18 protein-coding genes and 1 pseudogene are annotated in these 14984 nt (G+C 67.5%); 10 read left to right on the plus strand and 9 right to left on the minus strand.

The features are described 5' to 3' along the window. Positions 1–107 precede the first annotated feature (107 nt). On the plus strand, positions 108–1118 hold the full coding sequence (locus FHS02_RS17290; protein WP_137313715.1) for a helix-turn-helix transcriptional regulator: 1011 nt from the start codon (positions 108–110) through the stop codon (positions 1116–1118). Here the strand turns inward: FHS02_RS17290 and FHS02_RS17295 are convergent. Together FHS02_RS17295 and wrbA are read right to left on the minus strand one after the other, a co-directional pair. Next, on the minus strand, positions 1041–1811 hold the full coding sequence (locus FHS02_RS17295; RefSeq protein WP_137313714.1) for an SDR family NAD(P)-dependent oxidoreductase: 771 nt from the start codon (positions 1809–1811) through the stop codon (positions 1041–1043). The two genes, FHS02_RS17290 and FHS02_RS17295, sit on opposite strands and share 78 nt — an antisense overlap. A gap of 103 nt (positions 1812–1914) precedes the next feature. Further along, positions 1915–2520, minus strand: coding sequence for an NAD(P)H:quinone oxidoreductase (wrbA, locus tag FHS02_RS17300; protein ID WP_137313713.1), 606 nt, complete (start codon positions 2518–2520; stop codon positions 1915–1917). A gap of 297 nt (positions 2521–2817) precedes the next feature. Between wrbA and FHS02_RS17305 the strand changes: the two genes are divergently transcribed. The 6 genes and pseudogenes from FHS02_RS17305 (at position 2818) to FHS02_RS17330 (ending at position 6882) form a co-directional block, all read left to right on the plus strand. Next, positions 2818–3735 (plus strand): AraC family transcriptional regulator, encoded by a 918-nt coding sequence (locus FHS02_RS17305; RefSeq protein WP_137313712.1) that lies wholly within the window; start codon positions 2818–2820, stop codon positions 3733–3735. A 75-nt stretch (positions 3736–3810) separates the two neighbouring features. Further along, positions 3811–4452: pseudogene (locus FHS02_RS17310) on the plus strand (NADPH-dependent F420 reductase); the annotation flags it as partial. Positions 4453–4476: 24 nt separating this feature from the next. Next, on the plus strand, positions 4477–4923 hold the full coding sequence (locus FHS02_RS17315; RefSeq protein WP_137313710.1) for an ester cyclase: 447 nt from the start codon (positions 4477–4479) through the stop codon (positions 4921–4923). Between the two features lie 34 nt (positions 4924–4957). After that, positions 4958–5728, plus strand: a complete 771-nt coding sequence (locus FHS02_RS17320) for an SDR family oxidoreductase (RefSeq protein WP_137313709.1) — start codon at positions 4958–4960, stop codon at positions 5726–5728. A gap of 112 nt (positions 5729–5840) precedes the next feature. Then, positions 5841–6380, plus strand: a complete 540-nt coding sequence (locus tag FHS02_RS17325; protein WP_137313708.1) for a Cif family virulence factor — start codon at positions 5841–5843, stop codon at positions 6378–6380. A gap of 103 nt (positions 6381–6483) precedes the next feature. Then, a complete protein-coding gene (locus FHS02_RS17330) occupies positions 6484–6882 on the plus strand; it encodes a helix-turn-helix domain-containing protein (protein ID WP_137313707.1) in 399 nt (132 codons plus the stop codon). A gap of 16 nt (positions 6883–6898) precedes the next feature. Here the strand turns inward: FHS02_RS17330 and budC are convergent, their stop codons facing one another. The 3 genes from budC to FHS02_RS17345 are packed head-to-tail and all read right to left on the minus strand — an operon-like array spanning position 6899 to position 8826. Then, positions 6899–7666 (minus strand): meso-2,3-butanediol dehydrogenase, encoded by a 768-nt coding sequence (gene budC / locus FHS02_RS17335; RefSeq protein WP_137313706.1) that lies wholly within the window; start codon positions 7664–7666, stop codon positions 6899–6901. Positions 7667–7721: 55 nt separating this feature from the next. Then, complete coding sequence (locus FHS02_RS17340) at positions 7722–8561, minus strand: oxidoreductase (RefSeq protein ID WP_137313705.1); 840 nt, start codon at positions 8559–8561, stop codon at positions 7722–7724. 10 nt (positions 8562–8571) lie between these two features. Next, on the minus strand, positions 8572–8826 hold the full coding sequence (locus tag FHS02_RS17345) for a putative quinol monooxygenase (protein WP_371861480.1): 255 nt from the start codon (positions 8824–8826) through the stop codon (positions 8572–8574). A 312-nt stretch (positions 8827–9138) separates the two neighbouring features. Here FHS02_RS17345 and FHS02_RS17350 point away from each other — a divergent pair, with 312 nt between their 5' ends. Beyond that, positions 9139–9447 (plus strand): Atu4866 domain-containing protein, encoded by a 309-nt coding sequence (locus FHS02_RS17350; RefSeq protein WP_137313703.1) that lies wholly within the window; start codon positions 9139–9141, stop codon positions 9445–9447. A 10-nt stretch (positions 9448–9457) separates the two neighbouring features. On the opposite strand, the gene FHS02_RS17355 is transcribed toward FHS02_RS17350, so the two are convergent. Further along, a complete protein-coding gene (locus tag FHS02_RS17355) occupies positions 9458–10015 on the minus strand; it encodes a flavin reductase family protein (RefSeq protein WP_137313702.1) in 558 nt (185 codons plus the stop codon). A gap of 113 nt (positions 10016–10128) precedes the next feature. Then, positions 10129–10974, minus strand: a complete 846-nt coding sequence (locus FHS02_RS17360) for a pirin family protein (RefSeq protein ID WP_137313701.1) — start codon at positions 10972–10974, stop codon at positions 10129–10131. A gap of 105 nt (positions 10975–11079) precedes the next feature. On the opposite strand from FHS02_RS17360, the gene FHS02_RS17365 reads away from it, so the two are divergent. Continuing rightward, a complete protein-coding gene (locus FHS02_RS17365; RefSeq protein WP_137313700.1) occupies positions 11080–11979 on the plus strand; it encodes a LysR family transcriptional regulator in 900 nt (299 codons plus the stop codon). A gap of 16 nt (positions 11980–11995) precedes the next feature. Here the strand turns inward: FHS02_RS17365 and FHS02_RS17370 are convergent, their stop codons facing one another. After that, entirely contained in the window at positions 11996–12922 is a 927-nt protein-coding gene (locus FHS02_RS17370; protein WP_137313699.1) for a LysR family transcriptional regulator, read from the minus strand. A 112-nt stretch (positions 12923–13034) separates the two neighbouring features. Beyond that, on the minus strand, positions 13035–14015 hold the full coding sequence (locus tag FHS02_RS17375; RefSeq protein WP_137313698.1) for an aldo/keto reductase: 981 nt from the start codon (positions 14013–14015) through the stop codon (positions 13035–13037). A gap of 202 nt (positions 14016–14217) precedes the next feature. Here FHS02_RS17375 and FHS02_RS17380 point away from each other — a divergent pair, with 202 nt between their 5' ends. Further along, on the plus strand, positions 14218–14883 hold the full coding sequence (locus tag FHS02_RS17380) for a helix-turn-helix domain-containing protein (RefSeq protein WP_137313697.1): 666 nt from the start codon (positions 14218–14220) through the stop codon (positions 14881–14883). Positions 14884–14984 lie beyond the last annotated feature (101 nt).

The raw sequence follows: 14984 nt of genomic DNA on the forward strand, positions 1-14984 counted from the left end.
CCTCGAAAGAGGGATTCGCGCTGTACCGCGACACAGGGATGGTCGTCGGCCGGGCCGGGACCTAGAATCGGATCATCCGTCGAAGCGTTGCATTGCGCCCTGCGATCATGATCGAGACCACCGCCATCGAAGCCGGCATCGAAGCCGTCCAGCAGCACCTTCCCGGCCCTTTGCCGCTGGAGCGCAAGGCGGCTGACGTGCGCGATATCGGCGTGCGGGTCGTCCAGCACGACGCCGGAGCGCAGTGCATCGATGTGCCGGCGGCGCCCGAACTGGAGATCATATGGATCGTCTCCGGAGCGGCGCGGCTGGCGCATCGGGCGGAGGGAGGGGAGTGGAGCGAAGCGCCCATCGGCAAGGGCTCCTTTTACCTGCGTCCTTCCCGGATTCCGATCGAGTTGCGCTGGACTTGCGTGACCGACGCGCCATTCAGGACGATGCACGTGCAGATCCCGCTGCCGCTGCTGGCGGCGGTGCTGCGCGACGTTCGCGGTAAAAGGCTCGACGACATCGCGCTGCCTGATGCTCCGATCGTGCGGGACGATATTCTCGCCGCCCTGTTCGAACTGCTGCGCACGGTCCTGGCCGACCATCCGCGCCCGTGCAGGAACTTCATGCAGGGCATGGCGCAGGCAATCGCTGCGCACGTGATCCGCTGCCACGTTCCCTCAGGCGTTACGCCACCCGCCCATGCGGACGGCCTGCCGGGCTGGAAGCTGCAGCGTGTCGTACGGTCGATGCGCGACAGCTTGTCCGAACCCTTCGACCTGGGCCAGCTTGCCGGCGAGGCACGCCTCAGCCCATTCCACTTCAGCCGGATGTTCAAGAAGTCGACCGGCATGTCGCCGTCGCGCTATTTCGCACGCCTGCGCATGGAGGAAGCCCGGCGCCTGCTGTGCGAAACCAGCCAGCCCGTCATCGACGTGGCGTTGTCGCTCGGGTACCGCAGTCCAAGCCACTTCGCGCAGGTGTTTCGCGAGGCGACCGGCGTCTCGCCCACCGTGTACCGGCAGGGCGGGGCCGGGCATCCCGCGTCGGACCTACAGTTCGAAACCGCCGATCGTCATGCCGCCGTCGACGACGAGCAGCTGGCCATGCACGTAACTGGAAGCTGTTGACGACAGCCACAGTGCCGCTTCGGCGATCTCGCCCGGATGCGCGCCCCGTTTCGCCGGGATCGCACGGCTGGCCAGCGCGGCGAATGCCGGATTCTGCGCGCTGTTGGCGACCACCATCGGCGTCTCGGTCCAGCCCGGCGCGATCGCATTGACCCGTACGCCACGCGCGGCATTCTCCATGGCCGCCACGCGGGTCAGTCCCTGCACGCCGTGCTTCGAGGCGGCATAGGCGCTCATGCCGGCCGGGCCGGTGATCGCGGCCACGGATGCCGTGTTGACGATGGTGCCGCCCTGGCGCAGCAGCAGCGGAATCTCGTACTTCATGCCGAGGAAGACGCTGCGCAGGTTGACACCGACCACGCGGTCGAAATCGTCCACCGGGTAGTCCTCGATGCGATGCGTGCCGCCCGTGATGCCGGCGTTGTTGAACGCCGCGTCCAGGCGCCCTTGCTCGCGGTCGATGCGTGCCAGCAGCGTCGCCACATCGTCCTCCTGCGCCACGTTGACGATCGCCGTGCGCAGCTCGCCGCCTGCTGCATGGGCCAGGGCGCCCGTCTCTTCGAGCCCGTTCGCGCTCAGGTCGGCCGCATACACCAGGGCGCCGGCCCGCGCGAAGCGCAGCGCCGCCTCCCTGCCGATGCCGGATCCGGCGCCCGTTACCAGCACTACCTTGCCGTGAAAATCGTGTTCCATGATGTGCTCCGTTCGTTTTCGATGAATCCATCATAGGCACGCACGGCGTGCCGATAAACGGCCTGCCGCGGGAAGCACTGTTCCCGCGACGGGGATAATCGGGTCAGCGCGGCGGGAACAGCTTCGCCGCGGCCTTCGCCACCAGGCCGCCCTGGTGGCGGGCGCCGGCCAGGTCGATCTCGCTGGGCTGCCGCTGGCCCTGGCCGCCGGCGATCGTCGTGGCGCCGTACGGGCTGCCGCCCACCACCTCGTCGATCGACATCTGGCCCTGGTGGCTGTAGGGCAGGCCCACGATCGTCATGCCGAAATGCAGCAGGTTGGTAATGATCGAGAACAGCGTCTGTTCCTGCCCGCCGTGCTGCGTGGCGGTGGAGGTGAACGCCGCGCCCACCTTGCCGTTCAGCGCGCCGCGCGCCCACAGGCCGCCGGTCTGGTCGAGGAAGGCCGCCATCTGGGACGGCATGCGGCCGTAGCGCGTCGGCGCGCCGATGACGATCGCGTCGTACTGTTCCAGTTCCGCCACCGTGGCCACCTGGGCCTGCTGGTCGACCTTGAAATGGGCCGATGCGGCGATCTCGTTCGGTACCGTTTCGGGCACGCGCCGGATATCGACTTCCGCTCCTTCCGCGCGGGCGCCTTCCGCGACGGCTTGCGCCATCGTTTCGATGTGGCCATACGACGAGTAATACAGGACGAGGACTTTGGGCATTGTGGATCTCCGGTGATGGGTAGTCAGAAGTAACCGGCAGCGCCTCCTGGCGCCGCCGCGTCACCGGCAGTATCAGCCCTGCATATCCCTCTGGAAATGCCCGATTGCATGGCCGGTTTGCCCGATCGTGCAATTGACCGGGCCCGGATGCGCACCCCCGCAACGAAGCAGCAAGCGGCCGATACCGGCAGCAATATCGCGACGGGCCCGGATACTTTCCCCAGCGACACTAGCAGCACATTTGGCGTCACTGCGCCGGCGTCACTTCGCCGGCGGCACATCACTGGAGGACCACACATGCATGCGAACCTGGAACGACGCCTCGTCGACCTGCTCGACGCGGGCACCTTTGCCAACGACGTCGGCTGCTGCGGCCTGGACGGTGTCTACCTGCTGCGCAACGCCGACCTGACAATGCCGGCCGGCCGTTTCCCGGCCATCGTGATCGGCCGGTTCGATGCCGGCTGCCCGGATGGCAAGCCACAACCGCTGCAGTGCCTGGTGCTGCCATCGGCACTGACCATGGTGCCGCCCGGCTGCGCGACGGCAGCGCTGGCCGTGCGGTTCGACATCGACCTGAAGGCCGCGGCGGAAATCATGCTGCTGCTGCCGGCCAGTGCTTCCCCTGCCGGGCCTGGCGAGGGCGGTGCCGGTCCCGTGGCGCTGGACGATGCGGTGGGAGAGCCGCTGGTGCGCTTGCTCAAGACGCTGCGTTCGCCCACCGACACACGCGTGCTGGGTCCGGCCATCGTGCGCGAGGTGCTGTACCGCGTGATGGTCGGCCCGCAGGGCGGGGCGGTGCATGCGGCGCTGGGCCAGCACCGTCATGCGGGGCGTGTCGGCAAGGCGCTGCGGCGCATCCATGCCGACTACCACCAGGCGGTCGATGTCCCTTCGCTGGCAGCCGAAGCCGGCATGAGCGTCACGGCCTTCCACGCCCATTTCAAGGCCCTGACGCTGACGACGCCGATGCAGTACCTGAAGTCGACCCGGCTGCGCCATGCGAGGCTGCTGATGGCCCGCGACGGCGTCAGCGCCGCCTGCGCGTCGCGCCTCGTCGGCTACGAGAGCTGCTCCCAGTTCAGCCGCGAATTCAAGCGCCTGTTCGGCCGCAGCCCCGCCCGTGAAGCTTCGGCGCTGCGCACCACGCTGGCGTGCAGCGGCCCTCCGAGTCGTTCGATTGTCATCAATATGGGAATAGTGAAGCAGTATTAATCGTATTTATCACCGCATTCTGCCCCACTACACTGATCCCATCAGCGCAGGAAACGCGCTCCCAACGACCTCAAGGAGAACACCATGAATACGACGACCAACGCCACGACCAACACCATCAAGTCCGTCGGCATCATCGGCGCCGGCGCCATCGGCCAGGCCATCGCCAAACAGCTCGTGCGGGCCGGCATCGACGTCATCCTCAGCAACAGCCGCGGCCCGGCGTCGCTGGCCGGTGTTGTCGACGCGCTCGGCCCGCGTGCCACCGCTGGCACGCCGCAACAGGCGGCGCAGGCCGACATCGTGTTCGTCAGCGTCAACTGGTCGCGCCTGGAAGAAGCCGTGGCCGGCATCGACTGGTCCGGCCGCATCGTCATCGATGCCAACAATCCCGTGCTGCTGCCGGGCTACCGCCTGGCCGAACTGGGCGGGCGCAATTCCAGCCAGGTGTTCGCCAGCCTCGTGCCGGGTGCCCGCGTGGTCAAGGCCTTCAACACGCTGCTGGCCGCCGTGCTGGCCAGCGACCCGCGCGAAGGCGGCGGGCGCCGCGTGGTGTTCCAGTCCGGCGACGACCGCGAAGCGAAAGCGGTCGTGGCCGGCCTGATCGAGCGCCTCGGCTTCGCCGGCATCGACCTGGGCAGCCTGGAAGTGGGCGGCGCCCTGCAGCAATTCCCCGGCGGCGTACTGCCGGCGGTCAATCTCGTCAAACTGGGCTGAGCCCTTCAACGCTAGGAGCATGACATGAACACCAATACCGATATCGGCGCCATCGCCAAGGCCGTGGTCCGCCGCAATACCGAGGAAGTGCAGGGCGGCGGGAACTTCACCCTGTTCGACGAACTGTTCGCCGACGATTTCGTCGACCACACGCCGCAACCGGGCGGTACGCCGGACAAGGCGGGCGCCCGCACGCTGTACGCGGCGCTGCGCCAGGCCTTCCCGGACTTCCAGGCGGAGATCCACTGGCAGTCCGTGGAGGGCGACCGGGTCACCACGTTCAAGACTTACCACGGCACCCACGAGGGAGCGCTGTTCGGCATCGCGCCCACCGGCCGCAAGGTGCAGTTCGATACGGTGGACGTGATGCGCGTGCAGGATGGCCGCATCACCGAGCACTGGGGTGTGGCCCACCTGTACTCGCTGCTGCAGCAACTGAACGCACTGCCGGCCATGTTCCCGGCCGCCTGAACGCCCCTCGCACGACCATCACCAGGAGAAAGCAATGAGCAACCTTTTACAGGACAAAGTCGTCATCGTCACCGGCGCCGCCAGCGGCATCGGCCGCGCCATCGCCATCTCGGCGGCCCGGCATGGGGCAAAGGCCGTGCTGGTATCGGATATCGCCGAACTGCCCCGCGAGGGGGGCACTCCGACCACCCAGGAGATCGAGGCGCTGGGCGTGGCCACGCGCTTCGTGCAGGCCGACGTGAGCCGCAAGGCCGATGTCGACCGGCTCGTCGAGGCCGCGGCGGCATTCGGCGGCGTGGACGTGATGGTGGCCAATGCCGGCATCACGGCGCGCGATGACGGCGCCGACGTCAGCGAGGAAAGCTACCGCCGCCTGATGGCCGTGAACCTGGACGGCACGCTGTTCTCGGCGCAGGCCGCGGCGCGGCAGATGAAGGCGAACGGCAAGGCCGGCAGCATCGTGCTGATGGCCAGCATGGGCGGCATCGTCGGCGCCGGCATGACGGTGGCCTATTCCACCAGCAAGGGCGGTGTGGTGCTGATGGCCAAATCGCTGGCCGATGCGCTGGGGCCGGACGGGATCCGCGTCAACGCGGTGGCGCCGGGCACGATCGACACGCACCTGTTGCGCACCGCGGCCGGCATTGCCGACGCGGCCGAAGGCTTCCGCCAGCGCACGCCGCTGCGCCGTCTCGGCAAGCCCGAGGAGATCGGCGACGCGGTGGTCTGGCTGGGCTCCGACATGTCCAGCTACGTGACGGGCATTGCGCTGCAGGTCGATGGCGGCCTGCTCGCCGTGATCTGACGTTTTACCGGCCCGTTCCCGGCAGCAAAATACCGACAGCCGGCGCAACCGCACGGCGGACAACCGAGCGGCGTTATCCGATGATGTCTCCATCGACATCACGGAGGACATCATGAAGCACACCGCCATGGCTTTCACCACCGCCCTGCTGTTCGCTCCGGCCTGGGCCGCCGACCTGCCCACCGATTGCCCGCTGTCGGGCAAGGACGGCGCGGCCGCGTTGCACCGCGACTGGGTGATGACCGGATGGGAGCGCGCAGCAGGCGATCCCGAGTTCAACTTCCGCAAGGATCTCGCCCGCTGGTACGACTTCACCAGCACGGACCTGAGCCTGTTCGACGACTTCGATCCCGAACTGCGCGTGCGCACCACGGCCGACGACTACGGCAAGGTCTGGTATGGCCTGGTGCCGAAGTTCAAGAGCGTGCACCACAAGATCACCGAAGAGCCGCACGCGGTCGCCGTCGGTCCCGGCTACAGCCATTCGGTGCTGGAGTTCGTGTTCGAAGTGACGCCGAAACAGGGCGACGTCATGCACCTGATTTCCCGCACGTCGATCCTGTGGCGCTGCACCCCGGCCGGATGGAAGATCTACAAGGAACACAACTCGGCACGGCCAACGACGGCTGCCGCCTGGCGGAACGCCAAATGACGCGCGCCAGATGCCACGCTGCGGGTGTCCCTGAGTCCCGCATTGCTGGCACAAACCGTGCAGGACATCGTCAACAAGCCGCCTTCCGGTTTTGCATTTCGCGATGTCATGGGCGAACGCGACGATACATTGCGGGCGCTGGTGGAAGCCTTGTACATGGCTACCCGGCTGCGCGAGGCACCGTGCCCGCACTTCGTTCAAGAAGGCGACCGGCGTTTCGCCATCCGTGTACCTGACGCAGCTGCGCATGGCGGAGGCCAGCCGCATGCTGGGCGAATGCCGGCACACGATTCTCGAAGTGGCGCTTGCCGTGGGCTACCGGAGCCCGAGCCACTTTTCGCATGTGTTCCGGAAATCGACGGGTTGTTCACCGACCGATTACCGGCATGCGTCGGGTGGTCCGGTACCGGGGAGGGTGGCACTCCTCGACAGTCATCGGCCGGCCAGCGCGGCACAGGGCACCGGCAGCCAGCCGGATGGACTGGCTGCCGGCTGCACGTGACCTTCCATTTACCTCATTATTTACCCCATTCCGGGCCGCCATCGGTCGCCGTCTGGCCGCCATCGACCGGCAATGCCGCGCCGGTGATGAACTTCGCCTCGTCGCTGGCCAGGAAGGCGATCGCCGCGGCGACCTCCGCCGGTTCGCCGGCACGCCTGAGCGGGATGCGTTCCCAGGCCTTCTCCAGCAGGGCCTCGTCCTTCATGATTTCGCTGACCATGTCGGTGACCGTCAGTCCCGGGCAAACGGTGTTGGCACGCACGCCGGCCTTGCCGGCATCGCATGCGACCGAGCGCGTCAGGTTTGCCACCGCCGCCTTCGCCGCGCAATAGGCCGCATGGCTCCAGCCGCCGCCGAGCGACGACACGGACCCCACGTTGACGATCGAACCCTGCGCTTTTTCAAGATGGGGCAGGGCGGCGCGGATCATGTAGAACACGCTGTCCAGGTCGGCGCCGATACAGGTTCGCCAGGTCTCGTCATCCGTTTCGGCGACGCTGCCGACGATGTTCGCGCCGGCGTTGTTGACCAGCGTGTCGAGCCGGCCGAATCGTTCCACCGTCGCCGCCACGAGCCGTGCGCATTCGCCGCTGTCGGAGACGTCGGCCGTCACGGCCAGCGTCCGGTCGGCCGGCAGTTCGGCCACGAGCTTGTGCAGCTTGTCGGCGTTGCGGCCGGCAATGACGACCCTGGCGCCTTCGGCACTGAAGCGTTTTGCCGCCGCGGCGCCTATGCCGGAACCGCCGCCGGTTACCAGTACAACCTTCTCGTCGAATCGTTGCATGATGTCCTCCTTGTGAAGTTGTCGCTAAGTCATGTGGAAAATAGTCTTGCGGAATTCAGTCCTGCGGGAAGTCGGCGCCGCGCGCGGCCGGTTCCCAGTCGGTGAAGTCGCGCCGTAGCGTTTCCAGCCGTTTCAGCGCCTCATCCACCGCTTCGTTGCCGAGCAACAGGCGGCCGGGAGGCCGTTCGGCATCGACCGCGGCGGCAATCGCCTGTGCCGCGCGGGCAGGGTCGCCAGCCTGGTGGCCGACGGATTCCCGGTAGGCGCGCCGTGCCGCGCCCGCGGTCGCGTCATAGTCGGCGATGGTCGATTCCGGCTCGGCCGAAGCACCCGCCCATTCGGTGCGGAAGGCGCTCGGTTCGACCGTCATCACGTGGATGCCGAGCGGCGCCAGTTCCATGCGCAACGCGTCGGACAAGCCTTCCACGGCGAACTTGCTGGCGCAGTAATAGCCGACCGCCGGATAACCGATGAAGCCACCGACCGACGTGAGGTTGACGATCGTGCCGCTGCGGCGTTCGCGCAGGTGCGGCAGCAGCGCGTGGATGGTGCGTGCGGTGCCGAAGAAATTGACCTCGAACATTGCGCGCACGTCATCCTCGTCGCTTTCCTCGACAGCCGCGAAGTAGCCGGTGCCGGCGTTATTGACGAGGACATCGACATGACCGAAACGGTCGAGCGCCGCCGCCACGCAGCGCTCGACGCTGGCCGCGTCGGTCACGTCCATCGGCAGCAGCAGCGCGTTCGGACGGTCCTTGAATTCTTCCAGCTGTTCCGGCTTGCGCGCGGTCGCGACGACGCAGCGGCCGCTGTCGAGAAGATGGCTGGCCAGGCTTCGGCCGAAGCCCGTCGAGCAGCCGGTGATCAGCCAGACCTGGGGGGCGTGCTGGTTCATGGCGGCCTCCTCAGATAGGTCGGGATTGTTCGCCGGTGTCCCGCGAGCGCAGCGTGTAGCCACGCAGGTCGGGGTCGCCGTCACACAGGTCCGGCACGGCGGCAAGGAACTGCGCGACGTACGGCGTGGTCATGTGGAAGTCGAAATCGCCGCGCGATCGCCATTGCTCGAACACCAGCCAGGTGTCGGGATCGTCGATGGCCTGGCTGATGTCGTATTGGACATTGCCCGGTTCGGAGCGGCTGAGGGGAACCAGGGACAGCAGCGCGCTGCCCAGTGCGGCCGACTGGCCCGGCCGCGCATGGAAGGATGCGACGTTGATCAGGGTACTCATGGGATTCTCCTTGGTGGTTGACCGTGGAGAGATCTTGCCGCCGCGTGCCGGCGCTGTCCGTCGCGTGTTTGCGCGTGCTGTCGTGGATTTGCGGCGCGAATGCGCCATGTAAATCGGTGGAATATATCGATGGCGTGTAAAGGTAAGCGCAAGAGGATGAGGCAATCGAAGGCGACGAAACGGCATCGTCCGCGCAGGTGCGGGCGCCTACACTTTGCTTCATTCACACCACGGGAGATGATCATGGATGACACGGCATTCCACACGAACGGCGCGGCGCGCCCCGGCAATCGGGAGCGATCGCCGCAAGGCTCCGGCCACCCCTATGCCGGCATGTGGGTCACGGCGGATGGCTACATCCGGCATGAACTGCTGGCGAACGGCCGCTACGACGAAGCGCGCGGCCGCCGGCGCAGCGCATACCGGGGCCGCTACTGGGTCGCGGGCGACCACATCGAATACCTGGACGACACGGGGTTTACCGCCGACGGCGATTTTCGCGACGGTGTGCTGTATCACGCCGGCATGGTGCTGTACCGCGAAGAGGGGTGATCCGGCGCGGTCACTTGTCCATCAGGTAGCGCCAGCGCGTCATGTGCCGGCCCATGTCGACGGTATCCCCGTCGACGATGAACCGGCCATCGCCCGCATGGTGGATCAGGCGGCGCTCGGCGCGCTTCTCGTCGATACGGATGCGCGTCACTTCGAGGATGAACATGCTGTAGCGATCCACCATCGATGCATCGGCGACGCGGCACTCCAGGTTCGCCAGGCATTCGCGGATCAACGGCGCCGCCACGGTCTTCGCACGCTGCGCGGTCAAACCGAACCCGGCGAACTTGTCGACATCGACGCCGGAGCAGTTGCCGATCTTCGTCACCTGCTCGGCCAGGTCCACGGTCGGCACGGCAAGCACGCATTCGCCGGTTTCCTGCAGCGTCTCGAAGCTGTGGTCCCACGGGCCGATCACGCAGGCCACCAGCGGCGGCTCGTGCTGCAGCATCATGTGAAAGCCCAGCGTCATCACATTGTGCTGCTCGTCGTTGCCGGTCGAGACCAGCAATATCGGGCCGGACTCCAGCAGGCGATAGGCGGTCGAAGGGGGAAGGTCTTTGTACATGGCAGTTCTCCGCATGCGTTGGTGAGCCGCCATGGTGCCGCCTTGGCGCGGCACGGTCAGTCGGGTGCTTGCGGGAACTGTCGGGGATTTGCTGCCTGCGGACGGGAAGGAACCTACATCACGCCGGCGGCGCGCAGCTCGGTACCGATGCGGGCGATCTCCGCTTCGCCGCGGTCCAGCGCCGCATGGCTGGTATGCACCGAGTAGTAGCCGGTGACCAGGTCGTGCGGGTGTTTCGGCGCCGAACCCAGCACGAAGTCGGTCGCGCCCCGCGCGGTGAATACCAGTTCGCCGCCGCCTTCCTCGAACACGGCCACTTCCCGTTCCAGCGTGGTGCCTGCCGTGTCGACGGCGCCGCGGCCGACCGCTACCCAGGCCACGTCATGGCCGGCCGGCGGCTGGTAGCGCCATGTCTCGCCGTCGCGCAGCGTCACGTGCAGGTAGTTGATCGGGGCACGCGGGCGGATCGCGCTGCTTGCGGTGCCGTACTGCCCGATCACCACGCGCGCCGGCCCGTCCGACTGCACATGTTCCGGCGCCAGGTAGATGCTCTGGGTCGGGCCGTTCTCGTCTTCGGGGGGCAGCGCGAGCCACAGCTGGAAGCCCGTCACGCCACCGCCATCGGCGGGGCCGCCCTCGTGCCATACGCCGCCGCCGGCACGCATCCATTCGATGCCGCCGACCGGCAGCACGCCGCGGCTGCCGGTGGTCTCGCGGTACTCCAGCGCGCCGTCGAGGATCACCGTCACGGTCGCGATGCCGGAGTGCGGGTGCATGCCCATCTTGTGGCGCGACGATTCCAGCTCGAACAGGTCGACGAAGACGAATGGCTTGATCAGTTCGCCCAGGTCTCCCGGGCTGACGAAACGGGTGACGCCGCCGCGCCCACGGCCGCGGGTGCGGTGGACGATGCCGCGTTCGGCGGCGGCTGGATAAGCAATGTCGATACGTGCATTCATGATGGATCTCCTGGCAGGTGTGAGGGAAGTGAAGCCATCGTAGGCGTCGACAATCGATCTGAATAGCCGATATAATTCGATACATTCAATCCAAGGAGTAGATGGATGCTGGACGCACTGTCGCTGGACCAGTTACGCACCTTCATCGCCGCGGCGGAGGAGGGCAGCTTTTCGGCGGCGGGCCGGCGCCTGCGCCGGGCCCAGTCGGTGGTCAGCCACACGCTGGCCAACCTGGAGCTGCAGGTGGGCTTCGCGCTGTTCGAGCGCACCGGGCGTTATCCCGTGCTGACGGAGCAGGGCCGGGCGCTGCTGGAAGGCGCGCGTGCCGCGGTGGGCAGCATGGATGCGTTCAAGGCGCGCGCCCGCACGCTTGCCGAGGGGCTGGAGCCGGAGCTGGCCGTGGCGGTGGACGTGATGTTCCCGATCGCCACGCTCACGGCGGCCGTGCAGGCGTTCCAGCAGCAGTTCCCGTCCACGCCGCTGCGCCTGCACGTGGAAGCGCTGGGCGCCGTCGTCCAGCCGCTGCTGGCGGGCCAGTGCCGCATCGCGATCATCGGTTCGCTGCCGGACGTGCCGGCCGACTGCGTGTCTCAATACCTGCTCGAGGTGGGGGCCGTCACCGTGGTGGCGCCGCAGCATCCGCTGGCGCAGGTCAAGGGTGTGGTGCTGCGCGAGACCGCCGGGCAGCACGTGCAGCTGGTGCTGACGGACCGCTCGGTGCTGACCGAGGGCCGCAACTTCGGCGTACTGTCCGCCAAGACCTGGCGGCTGGCCGACCTGGGCGCCAAGCACGCCTTCCTGCGCGCGGGGCTTGGCTGGGGCCACATGCCGCTGCACATGGTCGAAGGCGACCTGCGCGACGGCACGCTGGTGCGGATCGCGCTGGAAACCAGTCCCACCCTGGGTGCCGGCTTCTCGATGCACGCGATCCACCGCAAGGACCTGCCGCCGGGACCGGCGGGACGCTGGTTCGTCGAACGTTTGAAGGGCTGCCAGCCCGGGTAGAACCGGTCGTAACGGTTCAGCCGCGCGGTCCGGGCGGCAGCGTGTAGGGGCTGGCGCGGAACAGGTCGATCATCCAGTCGACGAACACGCGCACCCGCGCGCTCAGGTGCCGGTTGGCCGGGTAGACGATGTAGATCGGCACGTCCGGCCCGCGCCAGCCTTCCAGCACGGGCACCAGGGCGCCGCTGTCGACATGGCGGCCGGAGATGAACGCGGGCGCGTACATGATGCCCAGTCCCTCCAGCGCGGCGGACAGCAGCGCGCCGCTCTCGTTCACCGACACGAAGTGGCGCCCCTTCACCTCCACCGTTTCATCGCCGCGCGCCAGCACGACCTGCTGCGGGCGGTTCGAGCCGGCGTACACATATCGGATCATCGTATGGTCCTGTTCCAGGTCGGTGGGGTGGACGGGCATGCCGCGCGCCGCCAGGTAGGCCGGGCTGGCGCAGGCCGCCTGCGGCAGGCTGCCCAGGTGGCGCGCGATCAGCGATGGATCGGTGACGGTGCCGGCGCGGATCACGCAATCGACCCGCTCGCCGACCAGGTCCACCGGGCGGTCGCTGGCGCCGATGTCGATCTGCACGTCCGGATAGCGGGCATGGAACGCGGCCAGCGACGGGATCAGCAGCAGCGAGGCGATCGTGGTGCCCATGTCCACGCGCAGGCGTCCGCGCGGGTGACTGCGGGCGCGCGCCAGTTCGTCCTCGACCTCGTCCCATTCCTCCACCAGCCGCACCATGCGCTCGTAATACGCCGTGCCGTCGCTGGTCGGGGACACGCGCCGCGTGGTGCGGTTCAGCAGCTTGATGCGCAGGTGCGCCTCGAGCTGCTGGACCAGCTTGGTGACGGTATTGCGCGGCAGTTGCAGCGTGTCGGCGGCGCGCGCGAAGCTGCCGGTTTCCACGACGCGCAGGAAGGTGCGGACGGCGGTGAGGTTATCCATCGGGATGGGCTGGTTCCTGGCAATCGTGAATGGCGAGAGCGCGATTATGGTGGGGATCGGCCGCGCCGGCAACGTCCATCGGCGGACCTCCGCCACGCCGCGCCATCACGGCTCAGGCGTTCAGCCCTTTCATGCCTTCGTCGCTGTAGCGCTGGCCCGCCGCGATCCCCCGCGGCAGCGCGGCGCCGATTGCCGCCACTTCGGCCGGCGCCAGCACGACGTCGACCGCGCCCAGGTTCTCGCGCAGGTAGGCCTCGCGCTTCGTGCCGGGAATCGGGATCACATGATCGCCCTGGGCCAGCAGCCAGGCCAGCGCCAGCTGGGCCGGCGTGCAGCCCTTGTCCGCCGCGAGCCGGCGCACCGTGTCGGCGATCTTCAGGTTGGCCTGCAGGTTGTCGCCCGTGAAGCGCGGATTGAAACTGCGGAAATCGTCCGGCGCCAGCGGCGTGGCGCTGTCGAATTTCCCGGTCAGGAAACCGCGGCCCAGCGGGCTGTAGGCGCAGAACGCCGTGCCCAGCTCCGCGCACGCGGCCAGCATGCCGTCCTCGGGATCGCGCGTCCACAGCGAATACTCGCTCTGCACCGCGGCGATCGGATGCACGGCCGCGGCGCGGCGCAGCGTGGCCGGCGTCACTTCGCACAGGCCGATGGCGCGCACCTTGCCCGCGTCGACCAGGCCGGCCAGCGTGCCGATCGTGTCTTCCAGCGCAGCGCCCGGATCGATGCGGTGCACGTAGTACAGGTCGATCGTGTCGGTGCCCAGGCGCGACAGCGAGCCCTCGACGGCCTGGCGGATATAGGCCGGCGAGTTGTCGATGCGCCGCTCGTACCTGCCCGCTTCGCGCACGATGCCGAACTTGGTGGCGACCCGCACGTCGGCGCGGCGGCCGGCCAGGAAGCGGCCCAGCAGGCGCTCGTTGTCGCCGTTGCCGTACGATTCGGCGGTGTCGAACAGCGTGACGCCGGCGTCGTACGCTGCTTCCAGCGTGCGCAGCGACTGCGCTTCGTCGGTGGCGCCATAGAACTCGGACATGCCCATGCAGCCCAGGCCCAGCGCGGAAACGCGCATGTTTGCGATGGTGCGGTATTTCATGTGGTCCTCCGTTGGTGTGTGATGGACACATCATGGGCCGGCGGGTTTGCGGTGTCAGGCGGACGGTTGCGGCGGCTGTCGGGATCTTGCTATCGGCGAGATCAACCGGATTTCCACGTTTGAAAAAACGGTTTTCCGATCCCGCAAAATTCCGCCGTCGTCTATGGTATCGTTGGATTTTCCATCGCAGAAGAAAACTCTGATGAGCAAGAGTACGAAACCGGACTCCGCCAATCCTGCCAATCATGCCAACCCCGCCGCCGGCGAGCTCGGCAAATCGTTGCGCGAACTGCGCAAGCAGCGCGGCATGACGCTGAGCGAAGCCAGCGAGCGCGCCGGCCTGCCCGTGTCCACGCTGTCCAAGATCGAAAACAACCGCATGTCCGTCAGCTACGACAAGATGCTGCGCATCTCGCGCGCGCTGGGCGTGGACATCGGCCAGCTGTTTTCCACCGAGCCGTCGGTTGCGCCGGTGGCCGGGCCCGCGCCCAGCGGGCGGCGCAGCATCACGCGCGCCGGCAGCGGCTATGCGATCGAAACATCGAACTACGCCCACCTTTACCCGGCGGCGGATCTGCTGAACAAGCGCATCGTGCCCATCATCGCTGACATCCGCGCGCGCACGCTGAAGGAGTTCGGCGAACTGATCCGCCATCCCGGCGAGGAATATGCCTACGTGCTGGAAGGCACCGTGGAACTGCACACGGAACTGTATGCGCCCGTGCGGCTGGCGCAGGGCGACTCGATCTACTTCGACAGCGGCATGGGCCATGCCTACCTGGCCGTGGGCGACGGTGCCTGCCGGGTACTGTCGATCTGCTCGGGCGATGCCGAACACCTGATCGAATCGCGTCCCGACATCCTGTAAAGGCATCCTGTAAAGGCATCCTGTAAAGGGTGCTGCAAATCTTGCTGTGACCCGCAGGCAGGCACGCCGTGCTTGCCAGCGGATGCCTGCGTGCCCTATAT

The sequence above is a fragment of the Pseudoduganella umbonata genome (assembly GCF_014192225.1).
In the GTDB taxonomy this organism is placed as follows: domain Bacteria; phylum Pseudomonadota; class Gammaproteobacteria; order Burkholderiales; family Burkholderiaceae_D; genus Rugamonas; species Rugamonas umbonata.